Annotated in this window: 10 protein-coding genes; 3 read left to right on the top strand and 7 right to left on the bottom strand. The window is 71.2% G+C overall.

Going from position 1 to position 14,086, the window contains the following annotated elements; translation table 11 throughout:
- Window positions 1-159: 159 nt before the first annotated feature.
- On the bottom strand, window positions 160-1,389 hold the full coding sequence (locus tag ACZK5D_RS12680; protein WP_463665549.1) for a dicarboxylate/amino acid:cation symporter: 1,230 nt from the start codon (window positions 1,387-1,389) through the stop codon (window positions 160-162).
- A 217-nt stretch (window positions 1,390-1,606) separates the two neighbouring features.
- Entirely contained in the window at window positions 1,607-2,548 is a 942-nt protein-coding gene (locus ACZK5D_RS12675) for an NAD-dependent protein deacetylase (protein WP_463665548.1), read from the bottom strand.
- 170 nt (window positions 2,549-2,718) lie between these two features.
- Here ACZK5D_RS12675 and ACZK5D_RS12670 point away from each other — a divergent pair, with 170 nt between their 5' ends.
- The gene (locus ACZK5D_RS12670; protein ID WP_458995736.1) at window positions 2,719-3,648 is read left to right on the top strand and encodes a DUF808 domain-containing protein; all 930 of its coding nucleotides are present in this window, start codon (window positions 2,719-2,721) and stop codon (window positions 3,646-3,648) included.
- A 437-nt stretch (window positions 3,649-4,085) separates the two neighbouring features.
- Here the strand turns inward: ACZK5D_RS12670 and ACZK5D_RS12665 are convergent, their stop codons facing one another.
- From ACZK5D_RS12665 to ACZK5D_RS12650, 4 genes are all read right to left on the bottom strand, one after another.
- Window positions 4,086-5,720 carry a carbohydrate-binding domain-containing protein gene (locus tag ACZK5D_RS12665; protein ID WP_463665547.1) on the bottom strand — a complete coding sequence of 545 codons (1,635 nt, stop codon included), beginning with the start codon at window positions 5,718-5,720 and terminating at the stop codon, window positions 4,086-4,088.
- Between the two features lie 259 nt (window positions 5,721-5,979).
- A complete protein-coding gene (locus ACZK5D_RS12660) occupies window positions 5,980-6,750 on the bottom strand; it encodes a polyphosphate polymerase domain-containing protein (RefSeq protein ID WP_463665546.1) in 771 nt (256 codons plus the stop codon).
- Window positions 6,747-7,331: a DUF4956 domain-containing protein gene (locus ACZK5D_RS12655; RefSeq protein WP_463665545.1), complete on the bottom strand. Its 585-nt coding sequence runs from the start codon at window positions 7,329-7,331 to the stop codon at window positions 6,747-6,749. Before ACZK5D_RS12655 ends, ACZK5D_RS12660 begins: the two co-directional genes overlap by 4 nt.
- A gap of 134 nt (window positions 7,332-7,465) precedes the next feature.
- On the bottom strand, window positions 7,466-8,833 hold the full coding sequence (locus ACZK5D_RS12650) for an FAD-binding oxidoreductase (protein WP_463665544.1): 1,368 nt from the start codon (window positions 8,831-8,833) through the stop codon (window positions 7,466-7,468).
- Window positions 8,834-9,032: 199 nt separating this feature from the next.
- On the opposite strand from ACZK5D_RS12650, the gene ACZK5D_RS12645 reads away from it, so the two are divergent.
- On the top strand, window positions 9,033-9,851 hold the full coding sequence (locus tag ACZK5D_RS12645; RefSeq protein ID WP_463665543.1) for a TspO/MBR family protein: 819 nt from the start codon (window positions 9,033-9,035) through the stop codon (window positions 9,849-9,851).
- Between the two features lie 230 nt (window positions 9,852-10,081).
- Here ACZK5D_RS12645 and ACZK5D_RS12640 read toward each other — a convergent pair whose 3' ends face one another.
- Window positions 10,082-11,590 (bottom strand): FAD-dependent oxidoreductase, encoded by a 1,509-nt coding sequence (locus tag ACZK5D_RS12640; protein WP_463665542.1) that lies wholly within the window; start codon window positions 11,588-11,590, stop codon window positions 10,082-10,084.
- A 103-nt stretch (window positions 11,591-11,693) separates the two neighbouring features.
- Here ACZK5D_RS12640 and ACZK5D_RS12635 point away from each other — a divergent pair, with 103 nt between their 5' ends.
- Complete coding sequence (locus ACZK5D_RS12635) at window positions 11,694-14,054, top strand: GMC oxidoreductase (RefSeq protein ID WP_463665541.1); 2,361 nt, start codon at window positions 11,694-11,696, stop codon at window positions 14,052-14,054.
- Window positions 14,055-14,086: the final 32 nt, after the last annotated feature.

The raw sequence follows: 14,086 nt of genomic DNA, 5'->3' as shown, positions 1-14,086 counted from the left end.
CCGCGTTGAGCCTGACACGGCTCTCAACGATGCGGCTTGAGCCTGATCTGGACCTCACGACGAAATCGACCACTTTGATCGTTCAAGCCGACTTCGAGACTCGAATCAGGCTCAACTCACCCCACCAAAGCCGTGTCAGGCTCAACGCACCTCCCGCGCTCAGGCGGCGGCGCGGACCGACGCCTCGTCGGCCAGCTCTTCCTTGCGTGCGGAACGCGACACCCACTTGTCCACGATGGCCGCGAGGGCGCCGTCGCCGGTGACGTTGGTGGCGGTGCCGAAGGAGTCGATGGCGATGTAGGCCGCGATCATCAGGCCCACCTGCGCCTCGGAGAACCCGAGCATTGTGGACAGCAGACCCGCCGCAGTCATGATCGCACCCCCGGGCACGCCGGGCGCCGCGACCATCATGACCCCCAGCATCATCACGAAGCCGATCATCACGCCGACGTTGATCTCCATCCCCGCCAGCATCATCACCGCCAGCGAGAAGCACGTGATCTTGATGGTGGACCCGGCCAGGTGGATGGTGGCGTTGAGCGGGATCGCGAACGCGGCCACCGGCTGCGAGACGCCCATCTTGATCGCCTGGCGCAGCGTCACCGGGATGGTGGCGGCCGACGACGAGGTGCCGAGCGCGGTGGCGTAGGCCGGCAGCATGGTGCCGAGCATCTTCAGCGGGTTGCGGCCGGTGATGGCGCCCGCCACCGAGTACTGCAGCAGCAGCATGATCCACGTGAGGATGAACACGAAGATGATCACGCCGAGGAAGGTGGCGATGACGGTGTAGACCTGCCCGCCCTGGGTCATGTTGAGGAAGATGCCGAAGATGTAGAGCGGCAGCAGCGGGATGAGGATCTTCGAGATGACCATGTTGATCACCTCGCGGAACTCGAAGAAGCCTCGCTGCAGCGAGCCGCCCTCGATCGCCGTGAGCGCCACGCCGACGATGAAGGCCAGCACCAACGCCGACATGACCCCGAACAGCGGGGGGATCTCGAGCGCGAAGTAGGGCGCGAGCAGGGCCTCGTCGGGATTGGTGAGCGACGGCGCGCCACCCTCTGGGAGCACGCGCGGCAACACCAGCAGCGACGAACCCAGGCCGATGAAGCCCGCGACCAGAGTGGATCCGTACGCCAATGCGGCAGAGATCGCCAGCCAGCGGCCCGCCCCCTTGCCCAGTTCGGCGATGGCGGGCGCGATCAGGCCCAGGATGATGAGCGGGATCGCGAAACCGAGGAACTGTCCGAAGAGCGCGTTGAAGGTGACGAAGACCCGCGTCAGCCAATCGGGGAAGAAGTTGCCGAACAGCACGCCGAGCGCGATGGCGACGGCGATCTGGGGCAGAAGCCCGAACGTGAACTTCTTCTGGGCGGCGGCGGTGCTCATGCGCGCAAACTTAACCCAGAGGGGGTACCCACGCGCAGCCGAGGCCCCCTAAACACACGCCCCCGTGCCGCCCCGCGCCATGGGTGGCGCCCTCATCGTGGCCGGTCACTCTGACCGGGTTCCCCGCGAACGGTGAGCCGCGAGCGCGTCTGCGCCGTGGTCGCACGTCACCGCCGTTGCGTGCGCGTGATCCCGCAGATGCCCCTGGTGCGGGCGCTCAGCGCATGCCCGACAGCCAGCCCGTCAGAACGTCCTCCAGCCGGCCGTGCAGGCGGAGGGTGGCGAGGTCGTCGCCGCGGGTGGCGCCGTCGTTGACGATCACCACGTCGCGGCCCTGCTGCGCGGCCCGTCGCACGAACCGGAGGCCGCTCATCACCGACAGGCTCGAGCCGAGCACCACCAGGGCGGCGGCCTCGTCGAGGAGCGCCATGGCCTGGTCGACGACGGCGCGGTCCGCGTTCTCGCCGAAGAACACCACGTCAGGCTTGAGCATGCCGCCGCAGGACGGGCACGCCGGGTACCGGAAGTCCTCCGTGCGGTCCACCTCGGCGTCGCCGTCGGGGGCGGTGCGGCTCTCGACCGCGAGCTCATCCAACCGCTCGGCAAAGCGCGGGTTCAGGGTGAGGAGCTGCTCCTGCATGCGATGCCGGTCCATCAGGGCGCGGCAGTCGAGGCAGATCACGCGGTCGAGCGCCCCGTGCAGGTCCAGCACCGGCCGCGACCCCGCCGCCTGGTGCAGCCCGTCCACGTTCTGGGTCACCACCCCGGTCAACGGCGTCACCTCGCCCAACTCCGCCAGCGCGTGGTGCGCCGCGTTGGGCCGGGCCTGGGCGAACCACCGCCAGCCGACCGTGCTGCGCGCCCAGTAGCGACGGCGGCTCAGCTCCGACCCGACGAACTCCTGGTAGGTCATCGGGGAGCGCGGCACGGCGTCGCGGCCCCGGTAGTCCGGCAGCCCTGAGCCCGTGGACATGCCCGCGCCGGTCAGCACCAGCGTGGGACGGCCGCGGAAGAGGTCGGCGGCGGCGGCCAGATCGTCGTCGTGGGAGCGCCGGCCGAAGCCGCCGGTGCCGGGCCCCCAGGCGGTCGCGGGGAGCGCGACGGTGTGGTCCGCGGTGCGGAACCAGCCGCCCACGTCGGGGATCGGGGCGCTGCTCATGTGGCCTCCTTTCCCGCCAAGCCTAGGCCCGTCGTGAGTGTCGGATCCCGGACGGCTGTCGTCCGAGATCCGACAGTCAACAGCGCCCTTCGCGGGTCGGCCGTCGCATCCGAGGGCTCCAGGTGGCGCGTCACCGTAGAATCGCCCCGAACCAGGTGAGAGGGGAACCCATGGCCGGCGGCCTTGCAGCACTACTCGACGACGTGGCCGCGATCGCGCGCGCCGCAGCGGCCTCGGTCGACGACATCGCGGCGGCGGCGGGCAAGGCGTCCACGAAGGCGGTGGGCGTCGTCGTCGACGACGCCGCGGTGACGCCCCGATACGTCGACGGCTTCACCCCGGACCGCGAGCTTCCGGTGATCTGGAAGATCGCCAAGGGGTCCATCCGCAACAAGCTGCTGTTCATCCTCCCGGCCATCCTGCTGCTCAGCCAGTTCCTGCCGTGGGCGCTCACCCCGCTGCTCATGGTGGGCGGCCTCTACCTCTCGTACGAGGGCGCCGAGAAGATCTGGGAGGCGGTCAGCGGGCACTCCAAGGCCAAGGAGGCCCCCGCCGCGATCCAGGGCGAGAACCAGGAGGACAAGATGGTGGGCGGCGCCATCCGGACCGACTTCATCCTCTCGGCGGAGATCATGGTCATCTCGCTCAACGAGATCGCCGACGTGGGCTTCTGGATGCGCGCGATCACGCTGGTGGTGGTCGCCTTCGGCATCACCGCGCTGGTCTACGGCGTGGTGGCGCTGATCGTGAAGATGGACGACGTGGGCCTCAAGCTGGCCGCCAACCCGCCCACGTCGCGCCTCGGCGAAGGCCTGGTCAAGGCCATGCCCATCGTGATGAAGGTGCTGTCGACGGTGGGGATCGCGGCCATGTTGTGGGTGGGTGGTCACATCCTGCTGGTCGGCATCAACGACCTGGGCTGGCCCGTCATCTACGACTTCGTGCACCACTGGGAGGTGCTGGCCGCCGAGGCGGCCGGCGGCTTCGTCGGCTGGCTGGTCAACACGCTGGCCTCCGCGGTGCTGGGCCTGGCGGCCGGCGCCATCGTCGTGGTGATCATGCATCTGATCCCGCGGAAGAAGAAGGTCGCGGCCCACTGACCCTCCAGCTCGGAGGAGGCCCCCTACCGCTGGCTGAAGTACGAGGAGCGCCCCCACCGCCGGCCGAGGCGCGAGGAGCGCCCCCACCGCCAGCCGAGGCGCGAGGAGCGCCCCCACCGCCAGCCGAGGCGCGAGGAGCGCCCCCACCGCCAGCCGAGGCGCGAGGAGCGCCCCCACCGCCGGCCCCCACCGCTGGCTGAGGTGCGAGGAGCGCCAGCGACGAGCCTCGAAGCTGTCCTAAGATAAGTGACCTTGTCAGCCAGCGTTTCATAGGCTTCGAGGCCGCTTCGCGGCACCTCAGCCAGCGGGAGGCGGCACCTCAGCCAGCGGGAGGCGGCACCTCAGCCAGCGGTAAGGGCACCGCAGCCAGCGGAGAGGCAGAGCACCTCAGCTGGCCTACTTTTCAGCGGTGGGGGCGCCTCAGCGGGCGGTGCGGGTCAGCGGTTGGGGCGACCGCCGCCACCGCCCATGCCGCCGCCCATTCCACCGCCGGTGGCGGTGCCGGCGGTCGCCGTCGTGGCCTGGCCGTCGACCGTGATGGTGTACGCCTGACCGCTGGTGATCCCCTCGCCGGAGTAGACCACGTTGGAGAAGTCCTTCTCAGCCGTGAATTCCCCGAGCACCGTGGAGCCGTTGCTGATCTGGATGGTGGAGCCGCCAGACCCCGACACCGTCGCCTGGACCCAGCCCTGCGTCGAGGACTCATCTGGCGTCTCGGCCATCCCGGAGGAGCCGACGGCGAGCAGCGTGCCGCCGCTGATCGTGAAGGTGCCGTTGACGTCCAGTGCCCCGTTGCCGTCGTTCAGGGGGCCGTGCACGATGACGGTGCCGCCGGTGATCTCTGCGCTCCCGTTGGAGTCGAACCCGTCGCCGCCGGCGTCGATGGTCAGCGTTCCGCCGCTGACCAGGGCCAACCCGTCGATCGCGGCCATCCCCCCGCCCGGGCCGCCACCCATCTGCCGGTCGGTGGAGGCCGTGTCTGTTGACGTGGTGTCGGCGGCCGACACGTTGAGGCCGTCGTCGTCGGCCGTCACGTCGATGGTGCCGCCGGTGATGGCGATGTACTGCGCCTCGAGGCCCTCGTAGGAGCGCGTGACGGTGACCTCGCCGTCGCCTATGACGAGGCTGAGTTCGGCGTGGATGCCGTCGTCGGCGGCGTCGACGGTGAGGGTGCCGCCGGAGATGATGACGTCGGTGGCGGCGTCGAAGCCGTCTGTTCCGGCGGCGAGCGTGAGCGTCCCGCCGGAGATGTCGATGAATCCTGAGTCCGCCTCGGTGTCGTTGGTGGACTTCAGCGCGTCACCCCCCGCCTCGACCGTCAGGGTGCCGCCCGTGATCGCGAGGTGGTCCTTCCCTCGGATGCCGTCGTCCGCCGCGGTCACCTGGATGTCGCCTCCGACGATCACCAGGCCGTCCGCGCTCGCGATGCCGTCGAGGCTGCGGCCCGTGACGCTGAGCGATCCCTCGCCGCCGATCGTCAGATCCGACTTCGAGTACAGCGCCGCGTTGGCCGCCTCCTCGGAGGTGTCGGCGTAGCTCTCGGCATCCGTGAGGGCGTTGCTTGTGCCGTCGGCCAGGACGACGACGGCTTCGCCCGCGTCTGCGAAGGTGATCGCCGGGCCGGTGTCGGAGGTGATCTGGGCGTCGGAGAGGACGAGCTTGACCTCGTCGTCGGAGGCCGAGTTGACCACCACCTGCCCGTCGAGGGCGCCGGTGAGCACGTACGTGCCGCCGGCGGTGATGGTGACGGTGTTGCCGTCGATGGTGACGCCCTCGCCGTCGGCGGTGGCGGTGCTGCCGCTGAGCGTGATGGTGGTGGCCGAGGACGCGTCCCAGGTCACGTCGGCGGCGTCCGGGGTGGCGTTCGAGGCGCGGGCGGAGTCCACCGTGAGGGCGGCGCCGTCGACGGTGGTCGCGGTGGTGGTGGTCGAGTTGGTCGCGGTGTCGGTGCCCGCGGACGATGCGGCGGTTCCGGCGGCGGCCGTGCTCTCGACGCCGTTGGCGCCGCAGCCCACGAGCAGCGCGCCCACAGCGAGCGAGGACAGGGTGGCGAGTAGCTTCTTCGGATTCATGGTGATATCTCCAAGGGTGTCTGATGGATGTCGGGTTGGGCGGGGGTCGGGCCGTGGGGGCATGTCAGGTTGTCAGGTCACTTTTTCTAGGCTTCGAGGCTCGTCGCTTCGCTCCTCGCACCTCAGCCAGCGGGAAGGGGCCATCGCTTCGCTCCTCGCACCTCAGCCGGCGGGAAGGGGCCGTCGCTTCGCTCCTCGCACCTCAGCCAGCGGGAAGGGGCCATCGCTTCGCTCCTCGCACCTCAGCCGGCGGTTGAGGTCAGGCGGCGGTCAGCTCGGTCTGGGTGAGCAGCCGGTGCCAGCGGTTGTGGGGCAGCTCGGGGCGGAGGGTGGCCAGGCCGGTGGCGTACTTGGACACGGCCACCGGGCGGTGGCCGCGACCCCACAGCACCCGGTCCGCAGCAGACGGGCTGGAGCTGGACTTAGTCTCCACGATGACCAGGCCGTCTGCCGTCCGCTCGCAGCCGGTCTGCCGGTCGGACCAGGCCAGGTGGGTGTCGACGGTGGCGCGGGCCGCGCCGTCGGGCATGAGGAAGGTGGAGCGCGTGTAGGTGACGTCCAGGACGGGCTCCAGGTCCCCGTCGAGCCGCAGGCGGTCCTCTCCAAGGGCCTCCGCGACGTAGGCGCGGGCGCCGCCGTCGAGGTGCCGGATCGGCTCCTCCCACGGCACCCGGTGCTTGACCGTGGAGCCGCCCCGGCGGGTCTTCACCTCGAGGAACTGCTGGCCGGAGTCCACGTAGCGGCGGGTGCGGACCTTGTAGCGGCGACGGCGCCGGTGGGCGGTGCCGAGGAAGCAGGCGAGGCCCGCAGTGTCGAAGTAGGTGGAGTGGTAGCCGAACCGGCGGCGGCCGTCGATCTCGAGGACCCGGGCCTCGCGCGGGAGGCCGAGGATGAAGGCGTCGGCCTCGGCGGAGGTGAGCACGTACTTGCGGTCCACCCGGGTGAGCAGCGCGGCGGTCAGGTTCAGGTCGTCGAGGGTCACGGGCTCGCGGGCGGCGAGGCCGCGGAGCGGGAGTGTCGCGGCGGTCATCGGGCGTCCGTGAGGACGACGCGGCGGGTGCGGGCGGGGGTGGCGTCGCGGTAGCGGACGTCCACCGTCGTGGTGTCGTTGACGAGGTCGAGGCGCTGGACGGCGAGGTGCTTGACGGTGCCGCCGAGGCGGTCCTGGAGGTAGCCGATGAGCGTGGCCTCGTCGGTGATGGCGCGGTCCACCACCACCACCTCGCGCTTGTAGCCGCGCAGCAGCATGCCGTGGTCGGCGACGAACATGCCCACCAGGACCACGGCCATGAGGCTGAGCGCCATCACCGGTTCGGCGCCGAGGCCGCTGAGCAGGCCGAGCGCCAGGGCGCTGAAGTAGTAGGCGATCTCGTGCTGGGCCAGCTCGTCGGAGCGGAGCCGGATGATCGACAGCACGCCGAAGAGCCCGAGGCCCAGGCCGGCCCCCACGGCGGTGGAGAGCAGGACGGAGCTGACCGCCATGATGCCGATGTTCACGCCGAGGTAGGCGACGACGAGGTCGCGGCGGCCGTGGCGGGGGAAGTAGAGGCCGAGCGTCAGGATCAGGATGCCGACGATGTTGGCCAGGTACAGGATGGCGGTGGTGGTCACGGGGGTACTCCTCGGTGGCGGTTTCGGTGATGTACCCATTCCGCCAGCGGAGCCTGTGGGGTTTCTGTGGGCGTGCTGCGCCCCGCCTATGAGTCCGCGACCAGGCTCTTTATCGCGGGAAGCGGCTCAGGGAGTCAGCGGTGGACCCGTGACCGGAACAGCCCGGAGGGGTCGTAGAGCTCCTTGACCGCCGCCAGCCGTTCGGTGTTCTCGCCGTGGGCGCGGTGGGCGGCCGCGGGGTCGCTGAGATCGTCGAAGTTGAGGTAGGAGCCGCCGGTGCCGAAGGGCTCGAGCGCCTTCGCGGTCTCCCGGGCCCACGCGACGTTGGCCGCGTCCTGCGAGGGGTCGTCCCAGTTCGACTCGATCCCGATCATGTACGGCGCTGTGCGGTCCGCGATCGGGGTGGCGGCTGAGGGCACCTCCGCAATGGCGCCGCCGTTGATCCAGATGTCCAGCGACGTCAGCGGCGACGGGCGGCGCGCAGCCAGCTCGACGAGCGTGGCTGCCGCGTCGCGGTCGAGGTCGCGCAGGTGCGCGGACTTCCAGTGGTACCGCCGACCGCGAGGGTAGTCCTCGTCGAAGAACCGCTGCGCGTCGAGCCACGGCACCACGGACCCCATGTCGGTGAGCACCGTGCCGAGGTTGCGCAGCTCGCCGCACACCCGCTCCCCTTCGGCCGGGTCGCCGATGTAGGGGCCGGCCACCCCCACGAAGTCCCGTCCCCACAGGTCCTCAGGGAACGGCTCGGCCGGTGGGAACGTCCAGCAGACGGCGATGCACCCGAACTCCGGCGGCGCGGACCGGGCGAACTCGCGCAGCCGGCCCAGGACGGCCTCCCCCTCGCTCAGGGCGAAGGTGAGGAAGGGCAGGTAGACGTCGGGACCGACGGGGTGCGCGAGGTACTCGATCGCGGTCACCACGCCCAGGCCGAAGCCACCGCCACGCAACGCCCAGAACAGCTCGGGGTGCTCGTCGGGTCCGGCATGGACGAGCCTGCCGTCGGCCGTGACGATGTCCATCCCCACCACGTTGTCGCAACTCAGGCCGTGCTTGCGGCGCATCCAGCCGTAGCCGCCGGCCAGGGTGAGGCCGGCCACGCCCGTCTCGGACACGACTCCCAGGGGCACGGCCAGCCCGTGCGCCTGGGTCGCCGCATCGACGTCACCGATCTGCGCGCCACCGGCCGCGCGCACCCGCCGCGACACCGGGTCGACGGCGACGCCCCGCATCCGCCCGAGGTCGATGACCAGCCCGCCGTCGAGCACGGACAGCCCGGCGACGTGATGCCCGCCGCTGCGGGCCGAGACGTGGAGGTCGTGCGAGCGGGCGAAGAGCAAGGCCGCGACCACGTCGTCGACGCCCTCACACTCGACGATCAGCGCCGGCCGCCTGTCGATGACGCCGTTCCAGACGCTCCGGGCGCCGTCGTAGGCGGCATCCTCGGGGCCGATGACCGTCCCGTGGACGCCGCTGGCCAGCCTGGCCAGGGATGCCGTGTCCATCTCCGGAGTGTGCTCGCGCCCACGGCGGTATCCCAGCCCGCCCTCTGGCGGCCCCGGGGACAAGCGGCTCACCAGCGGCGATGCGTGCCGCTTAGCGTCGCGACACTCCAATAGCGCCGGGCCTTCGACTTCAGGGGCTGGCGCATTGACCAAGGTTTGTATAAGCTTTGTTCAAGGTTAGTCACAGAGAGGGTGGGCAATGCTCAACAACGATCGAGTCCGCCAGGTGGTCGTCACCGCCAGCGCGGTGTTCATGATCATCGGCACGCTGTTCGGCATCGGCGTCATCGGCACCCGGGTCGAGGAGAGCTCCGGCGGCAGCCTGTCCGCCACCGCGACCCTCATCGCCCCCGCGGTCAACGCGTTCTCCATCTGGTCCGTCATCTACGCCGGCCTGATCGCCTACGTGATCTGGCAGTGGCTGCCCGCCAACACGACGAGCCGCCGCGCCCGCTCCATCGGGTGGCTGGCCGCCGCGTCGATGGTGCTCAACGCGTCCTGGCTCCTGGTCACGCAGGTGGGGTGGCTGTGGGCGAGTGTCGCGGTGATCGTCGCGTTGGCCCTGGTGCTCGGCGAGTTGGTGCGCCGCCTCACCGCCATCCCCGCGGCGGAGGGCAGCGGCCCGGCCTGGGCCGAGCGCTTTATCGTCGACGGCTCCTTCGGGCTGTACCTCGGCTGGGTGTCCGTGGCGACGGCGGCCAACATCACCGCGACCCTCGTGGACTCGGGCGTCAACCCCGCCGCCCCCGTCTCCGAGTACCTGGCCGTCGTGGTGCTGGCCGTGGCCGCGACCCTCGGCGTCATCCTGGCCCGCAGCTTCGGGGGTCGCTTCGCGATCGCCGCGGCCATGGCCTGGGGGCTGAGCTGGATCGCGGTGGGACGCCTCACCGACGCGCCCGAGTCCACGATCACGGGTGTGGCCGCTGGTGTCGCGGCCGCCGTTGTGGTCGCGGCGGCGCTGGCGGTGCGCCTCCGCCACTCGTCCGTGGCTTCGACACCGGCGCCCGCGCACGCCTGACCGCCCCACACCCGCTGGCTGAGCTGCCCCACACCCAACGGGCTGAGCTGCCCCACACCCGCTGGGCTGAGCTGCCCCACACCCGCTGGCTGAGGTGCCGCGAAGCGGCCTCGAAGCCTAAGAAACGTGAGCTGACAAGGAACGTTTCCTAGGCTTCGAGGCTCGTCGCTGCGCTCCCCGCACCTCACCCAGCGGCGGGAGGCGCTGCGCGGTGGCTCACCCAACGGGCTTCAGCCGGCGGCGGGCGCGGGGGGCAGATCCGTGACCGCCGGGCCCTCCAGGACGGCGCCGTCGGGCGCGAACCGCGACCCGTGCAGCGGGCAATCCCATGACTTCTCCGCGTCGTTCCAGTGCACGACGCCCCCCAGGTGGGTGCACACGCCCGACAGCCGGCAGGTGACACCGTCGACTGTGGACACCGCCTCGGGCAGCCCACGCGCACCGCGCCCGACGACCCCCTCCCCCTCCGACGGCGGCTCGTCCGGGGCCGCGCGCAGCTCGGCCTGCACCCAATCCTTGGCCAGCGCGGCCGCCACCTTCGCATTCGGGGCCACTGCACCGAGCAGGGCTGCCGCCCCCGGCTTCCGGGAGGCCAGCACGTCCGCCCATGGCATGGATCCGCCGAGGAGGCGGGCGCTGAGGCTCAGCGCCGCCGCGACACCGTTGGTCATGCCCCACTTGTTGTAGCCGGTGGCGACGTGGATCCGTCCCCCGCCGCGCGGCATCTCCCCCACATAGGGCACCCGGTCCATCGCCCGGTAGTCCTGCGCCGACCAGGCGTGCGTCATCTTCGCGCCGGGGAAGTAGCGGCCGGTCCACCTCCTGAGATCGTCGACGGCGGCCGCCTCGGAGTCCGTCCGGCCCACCACGTGACCGTTGCCGCCCACCATGAGCAGCTCCCCGCCGTCGACCGGGATGGTGCGCAGCGAGCGGGTGGGGTGGTCGACGCCCAGGTACATGCCCTGAGGGATGGAGCCGGGCACCGAGTAGGCCGTGGCGTACGAGCGCAGCGGGACGAGCTTGGCGAAGTAGCCGCCGCGGTCCAGGACGGGGCTGCCGGTGGCGAGAATGAGCTGGTCGGCCTGCAGCTCGCCGAGGGTGGTGGTGATCCGCACACCGGACCCGGTCTCGGCGTCGGTCACCCGGGCCCCCTCGACCACCATCCCGCCGTGCGCGACCAGTTCGGCCGCGAGGGCGTCGAGGACGACGAGGGGATGGATCTGCGCCTGGTCCGCCAGGACGAGCGCGCCGGCCACCTCGAACGGCAGGCCGGTCTGGGTGGTCCAGGCCACGTCGAGGCCCGCCGCCCGGCTGGCGTGCAGCTCGTCCTCCAGGGTGCGCACCCCGTCGCCCTGCACCGCGATGGTGAACGCGGTGCGGCGCTGGTAGTCCACCTCACGTTCGTCGAGGAACCGAAGCAGCCACGCCTTAGCCTCGCGGTTGCCGTCGACGTAGGCCCGCAGGACCTCGTCGTCCTGGTGCGCCCGGATCCCGGAGAGGGTGCTGCCCTGCAGCAGCGACACCTTCCCGGTGGTGTTGCCGGTGGCCACCGCGCCCACCCGCCGCGCCTCGACGACGGCGATCTTCTGCCCTGCGCGGGCCAGGAGGACGGCCACCGTGAGGCCGGTGATGCCCGCCCCGGCGACGACGGTGTCGAATCGGCCGCCTTCGGGAAAGGCGCTCGACGGTGCACTCATCACGGGGTGGGTGGCGAACCAGACCGACTGCATGGACTCCATGGGCCCATCATCGCCCCGCCTGGTCAACTGCCCGGCCGGTTGACGAAATCGGGCCCGGGAACCGCCCCTTCCGCGGGCCCACGCCCCGCCGTTACTGTGAGCCATGAGTGAGCGGGCCCCCGTCGAACGGGTGGATGCGGTGGTGGTGGGATCAGGCTTCGGAGGGTCCGTGACGGCCTTCCGGCTGGCCGAGGCCGGCCACGCGACGGTTCTTTTGGAGCGCGGTCGCCCATACCCACCGGGCAGCTTCGCCCGAAATCCGCACGAGATGAGCCGGGCGTTCTGGGAGCCCGACGACGAGCTGTTCGGGCTGTTCGACATCAAGTCCTTCCGCAAGCTCGAGGCGATCGTCTCCAGCGGCCTGGGCGGGGGGTCGCTCATCTACGCCAACGTGCTGCTGCGCAAGGACGAGAAGTGGTTCGTGCAGGACGCCCCGCTGCCCGGCGGCGGGTACGAGCACTGGCCGATCGGGCGGGCGGACCTGGAGCCGCACTACGACGCCGTCGAGCGGATGCTGGATCCGGTCCCATCCCCCTACCCGGACCTGCCGAAGACGCGGGCGCTGCGCGAGGCGGCGGAGTCGTTGGGGCTGGAGGTCATGCACCCGCCGCTGGCGATCTCCTTCTCGGCCACCCCCCACGGGGCGCCGGCCATTAAGCAGGTGATCCCGCCGCCTGAGTACGGGAACCTGCACGGCACCACGCGCCTCAGCTGCCGGCTCTGCGGCGAGTGCGACATCGGCTGCAACGAGGGGGCCAAGAACACCCTCGACCACACGTACCTGTCCGCGGCCGTCCACCACGGCGCCGACGTGCGCCCCAACTGCGAGGTCTCCGGCATCGCCCCGCTGAGCGGCGGCGGCTACTCGGTGCGCTACACCGAGTACGGCGATCCGCTGGAGGACAACGGGCCCCGCACCCGTGTGACCCGCACGGTGCACTGCGACCGCCTTTTCCTGGCCGCCGGGGCGCTCGGCACCACCACGCTGCTGCTGCGCAACCGGGTGAACCTGCCGGGCCTCAGCCGGGCGTTGGGGTCGCGGTTCTGCGGCAACGGCGACCTGCTCACCTTCGCGATGGGCGCCCGCGTGGACACGGCCTCGGGCAATCCCCGGCTCATCGACGGCAGCCACGGCCCGGTGATCACCACGTCGATCCGGGTTCCCGATGCGGCCGACGGCGACCCTCGGCAGGGCCGCGGGTACTACGTGCAGGAGGCGGGCTTCCCGGAGTTCGCCAACTGGCTGATCGAGACCGCGCAGGTCACGTCGTCGATGCAGCGGGCGGCCAAGGTGGTGCGCGAGATCATGGCGCACCGCCTGCGGGGCCAGAACGAGTCGACGATCTCGGCGGAGGTGGCGGGGCTCGTGGGCCAGGGACGCCTCGGGTCCAGCTCGCTGCCGATGCTGGGCATGGGCCGCGATATCGCGGACGGGCGCGTGGTGCTCAAGGACGGCCAGATCGACGTCGACTGGTCCACGGCCACCTCGATGCGCTACTTCTCCGCGATGCGCGAGACCATGCGGGCCATGTCGGACAAGCTGAACGCCGACTTCCACGACAACCCGCTGTGGTGGACCCGCCGCGTCGTGACGGTGCACCCGCTGGGCGGCGCGCCCATGGGCCGCTCCCCCCACGACGGGCTGGTCGACGCGCACGGCGAGGTGTTCGGCCACCCCGGCCTGTTCGTCGTCGACGGCGCCGCGATGCCAGGGCCCGTCGGCCCCAACCCGGCCCTGACGATCGCGGCGAACGCCGACCGGATCGTGGAGCGGGTCCTCGAGTCAGCCCCGGGGGGACGGCGCTCCGACGACCTCGACGACGACCTTCCCGGCTCCGCCCCGGCGGCCCCCCTCGACGGTGACAGCGTCGAGTTCACCGAGCAGATGAAGGGCTTCCTGGCGCTCGGCGAGACGGACCCCGTCGTCGGCTGGAAGCGGGCGCGGCTGGTGAACCAGCGGTTCATGTTCGAGCTCACCATCACCGTGCCGGACGTGGAGCGGTTCCTGGCCGACGACCTGCACCCGGGTGTCGCGGAGGGGTACGTGAGGTGCGAGGAGCTCGGCGGCAAGCTCCCCGTGGAGCGCGGGTTCTTCAACCTGTTCGTGGCCACCGAGTTCGCGGCTACGCGGGAGATGAGGTACCGGCTGTGGTTCCGCGACCTCGCCGGTGCGCCGGTGACGATGTACGGGTTCAAGACGGTGCGCAACGACCCCGGCCTGGACATCTGGCGCGACACCTCCACCCTGTACATCACGCTCCTCAAGGGGCACGTGCCGCCCGGCGGCGACGGGCCGGTCCTGGGCGCGGGGCTGCTGCGGATCCTGCCGCGCGACTTCGCCCGCCAGCTCACCACGTTCCGGGCCGACGGCCGCACCCCGTTGCGCTCGCTCGGCCGGTTCGGCTCGCACTTCGCCCGCACGCTGACCGACACCTACGGGCCCGTCAGGAAGGAGGACCGATGACCGCCGAGGCGCCCACCCGGCCCACCAGCGGC

The organism is Tessaracoccus yangjingae (genome assembly GCF_055326235.1).
This window is presented reverse-complemented; position numbering and strand designations above follow the sequence as displayed.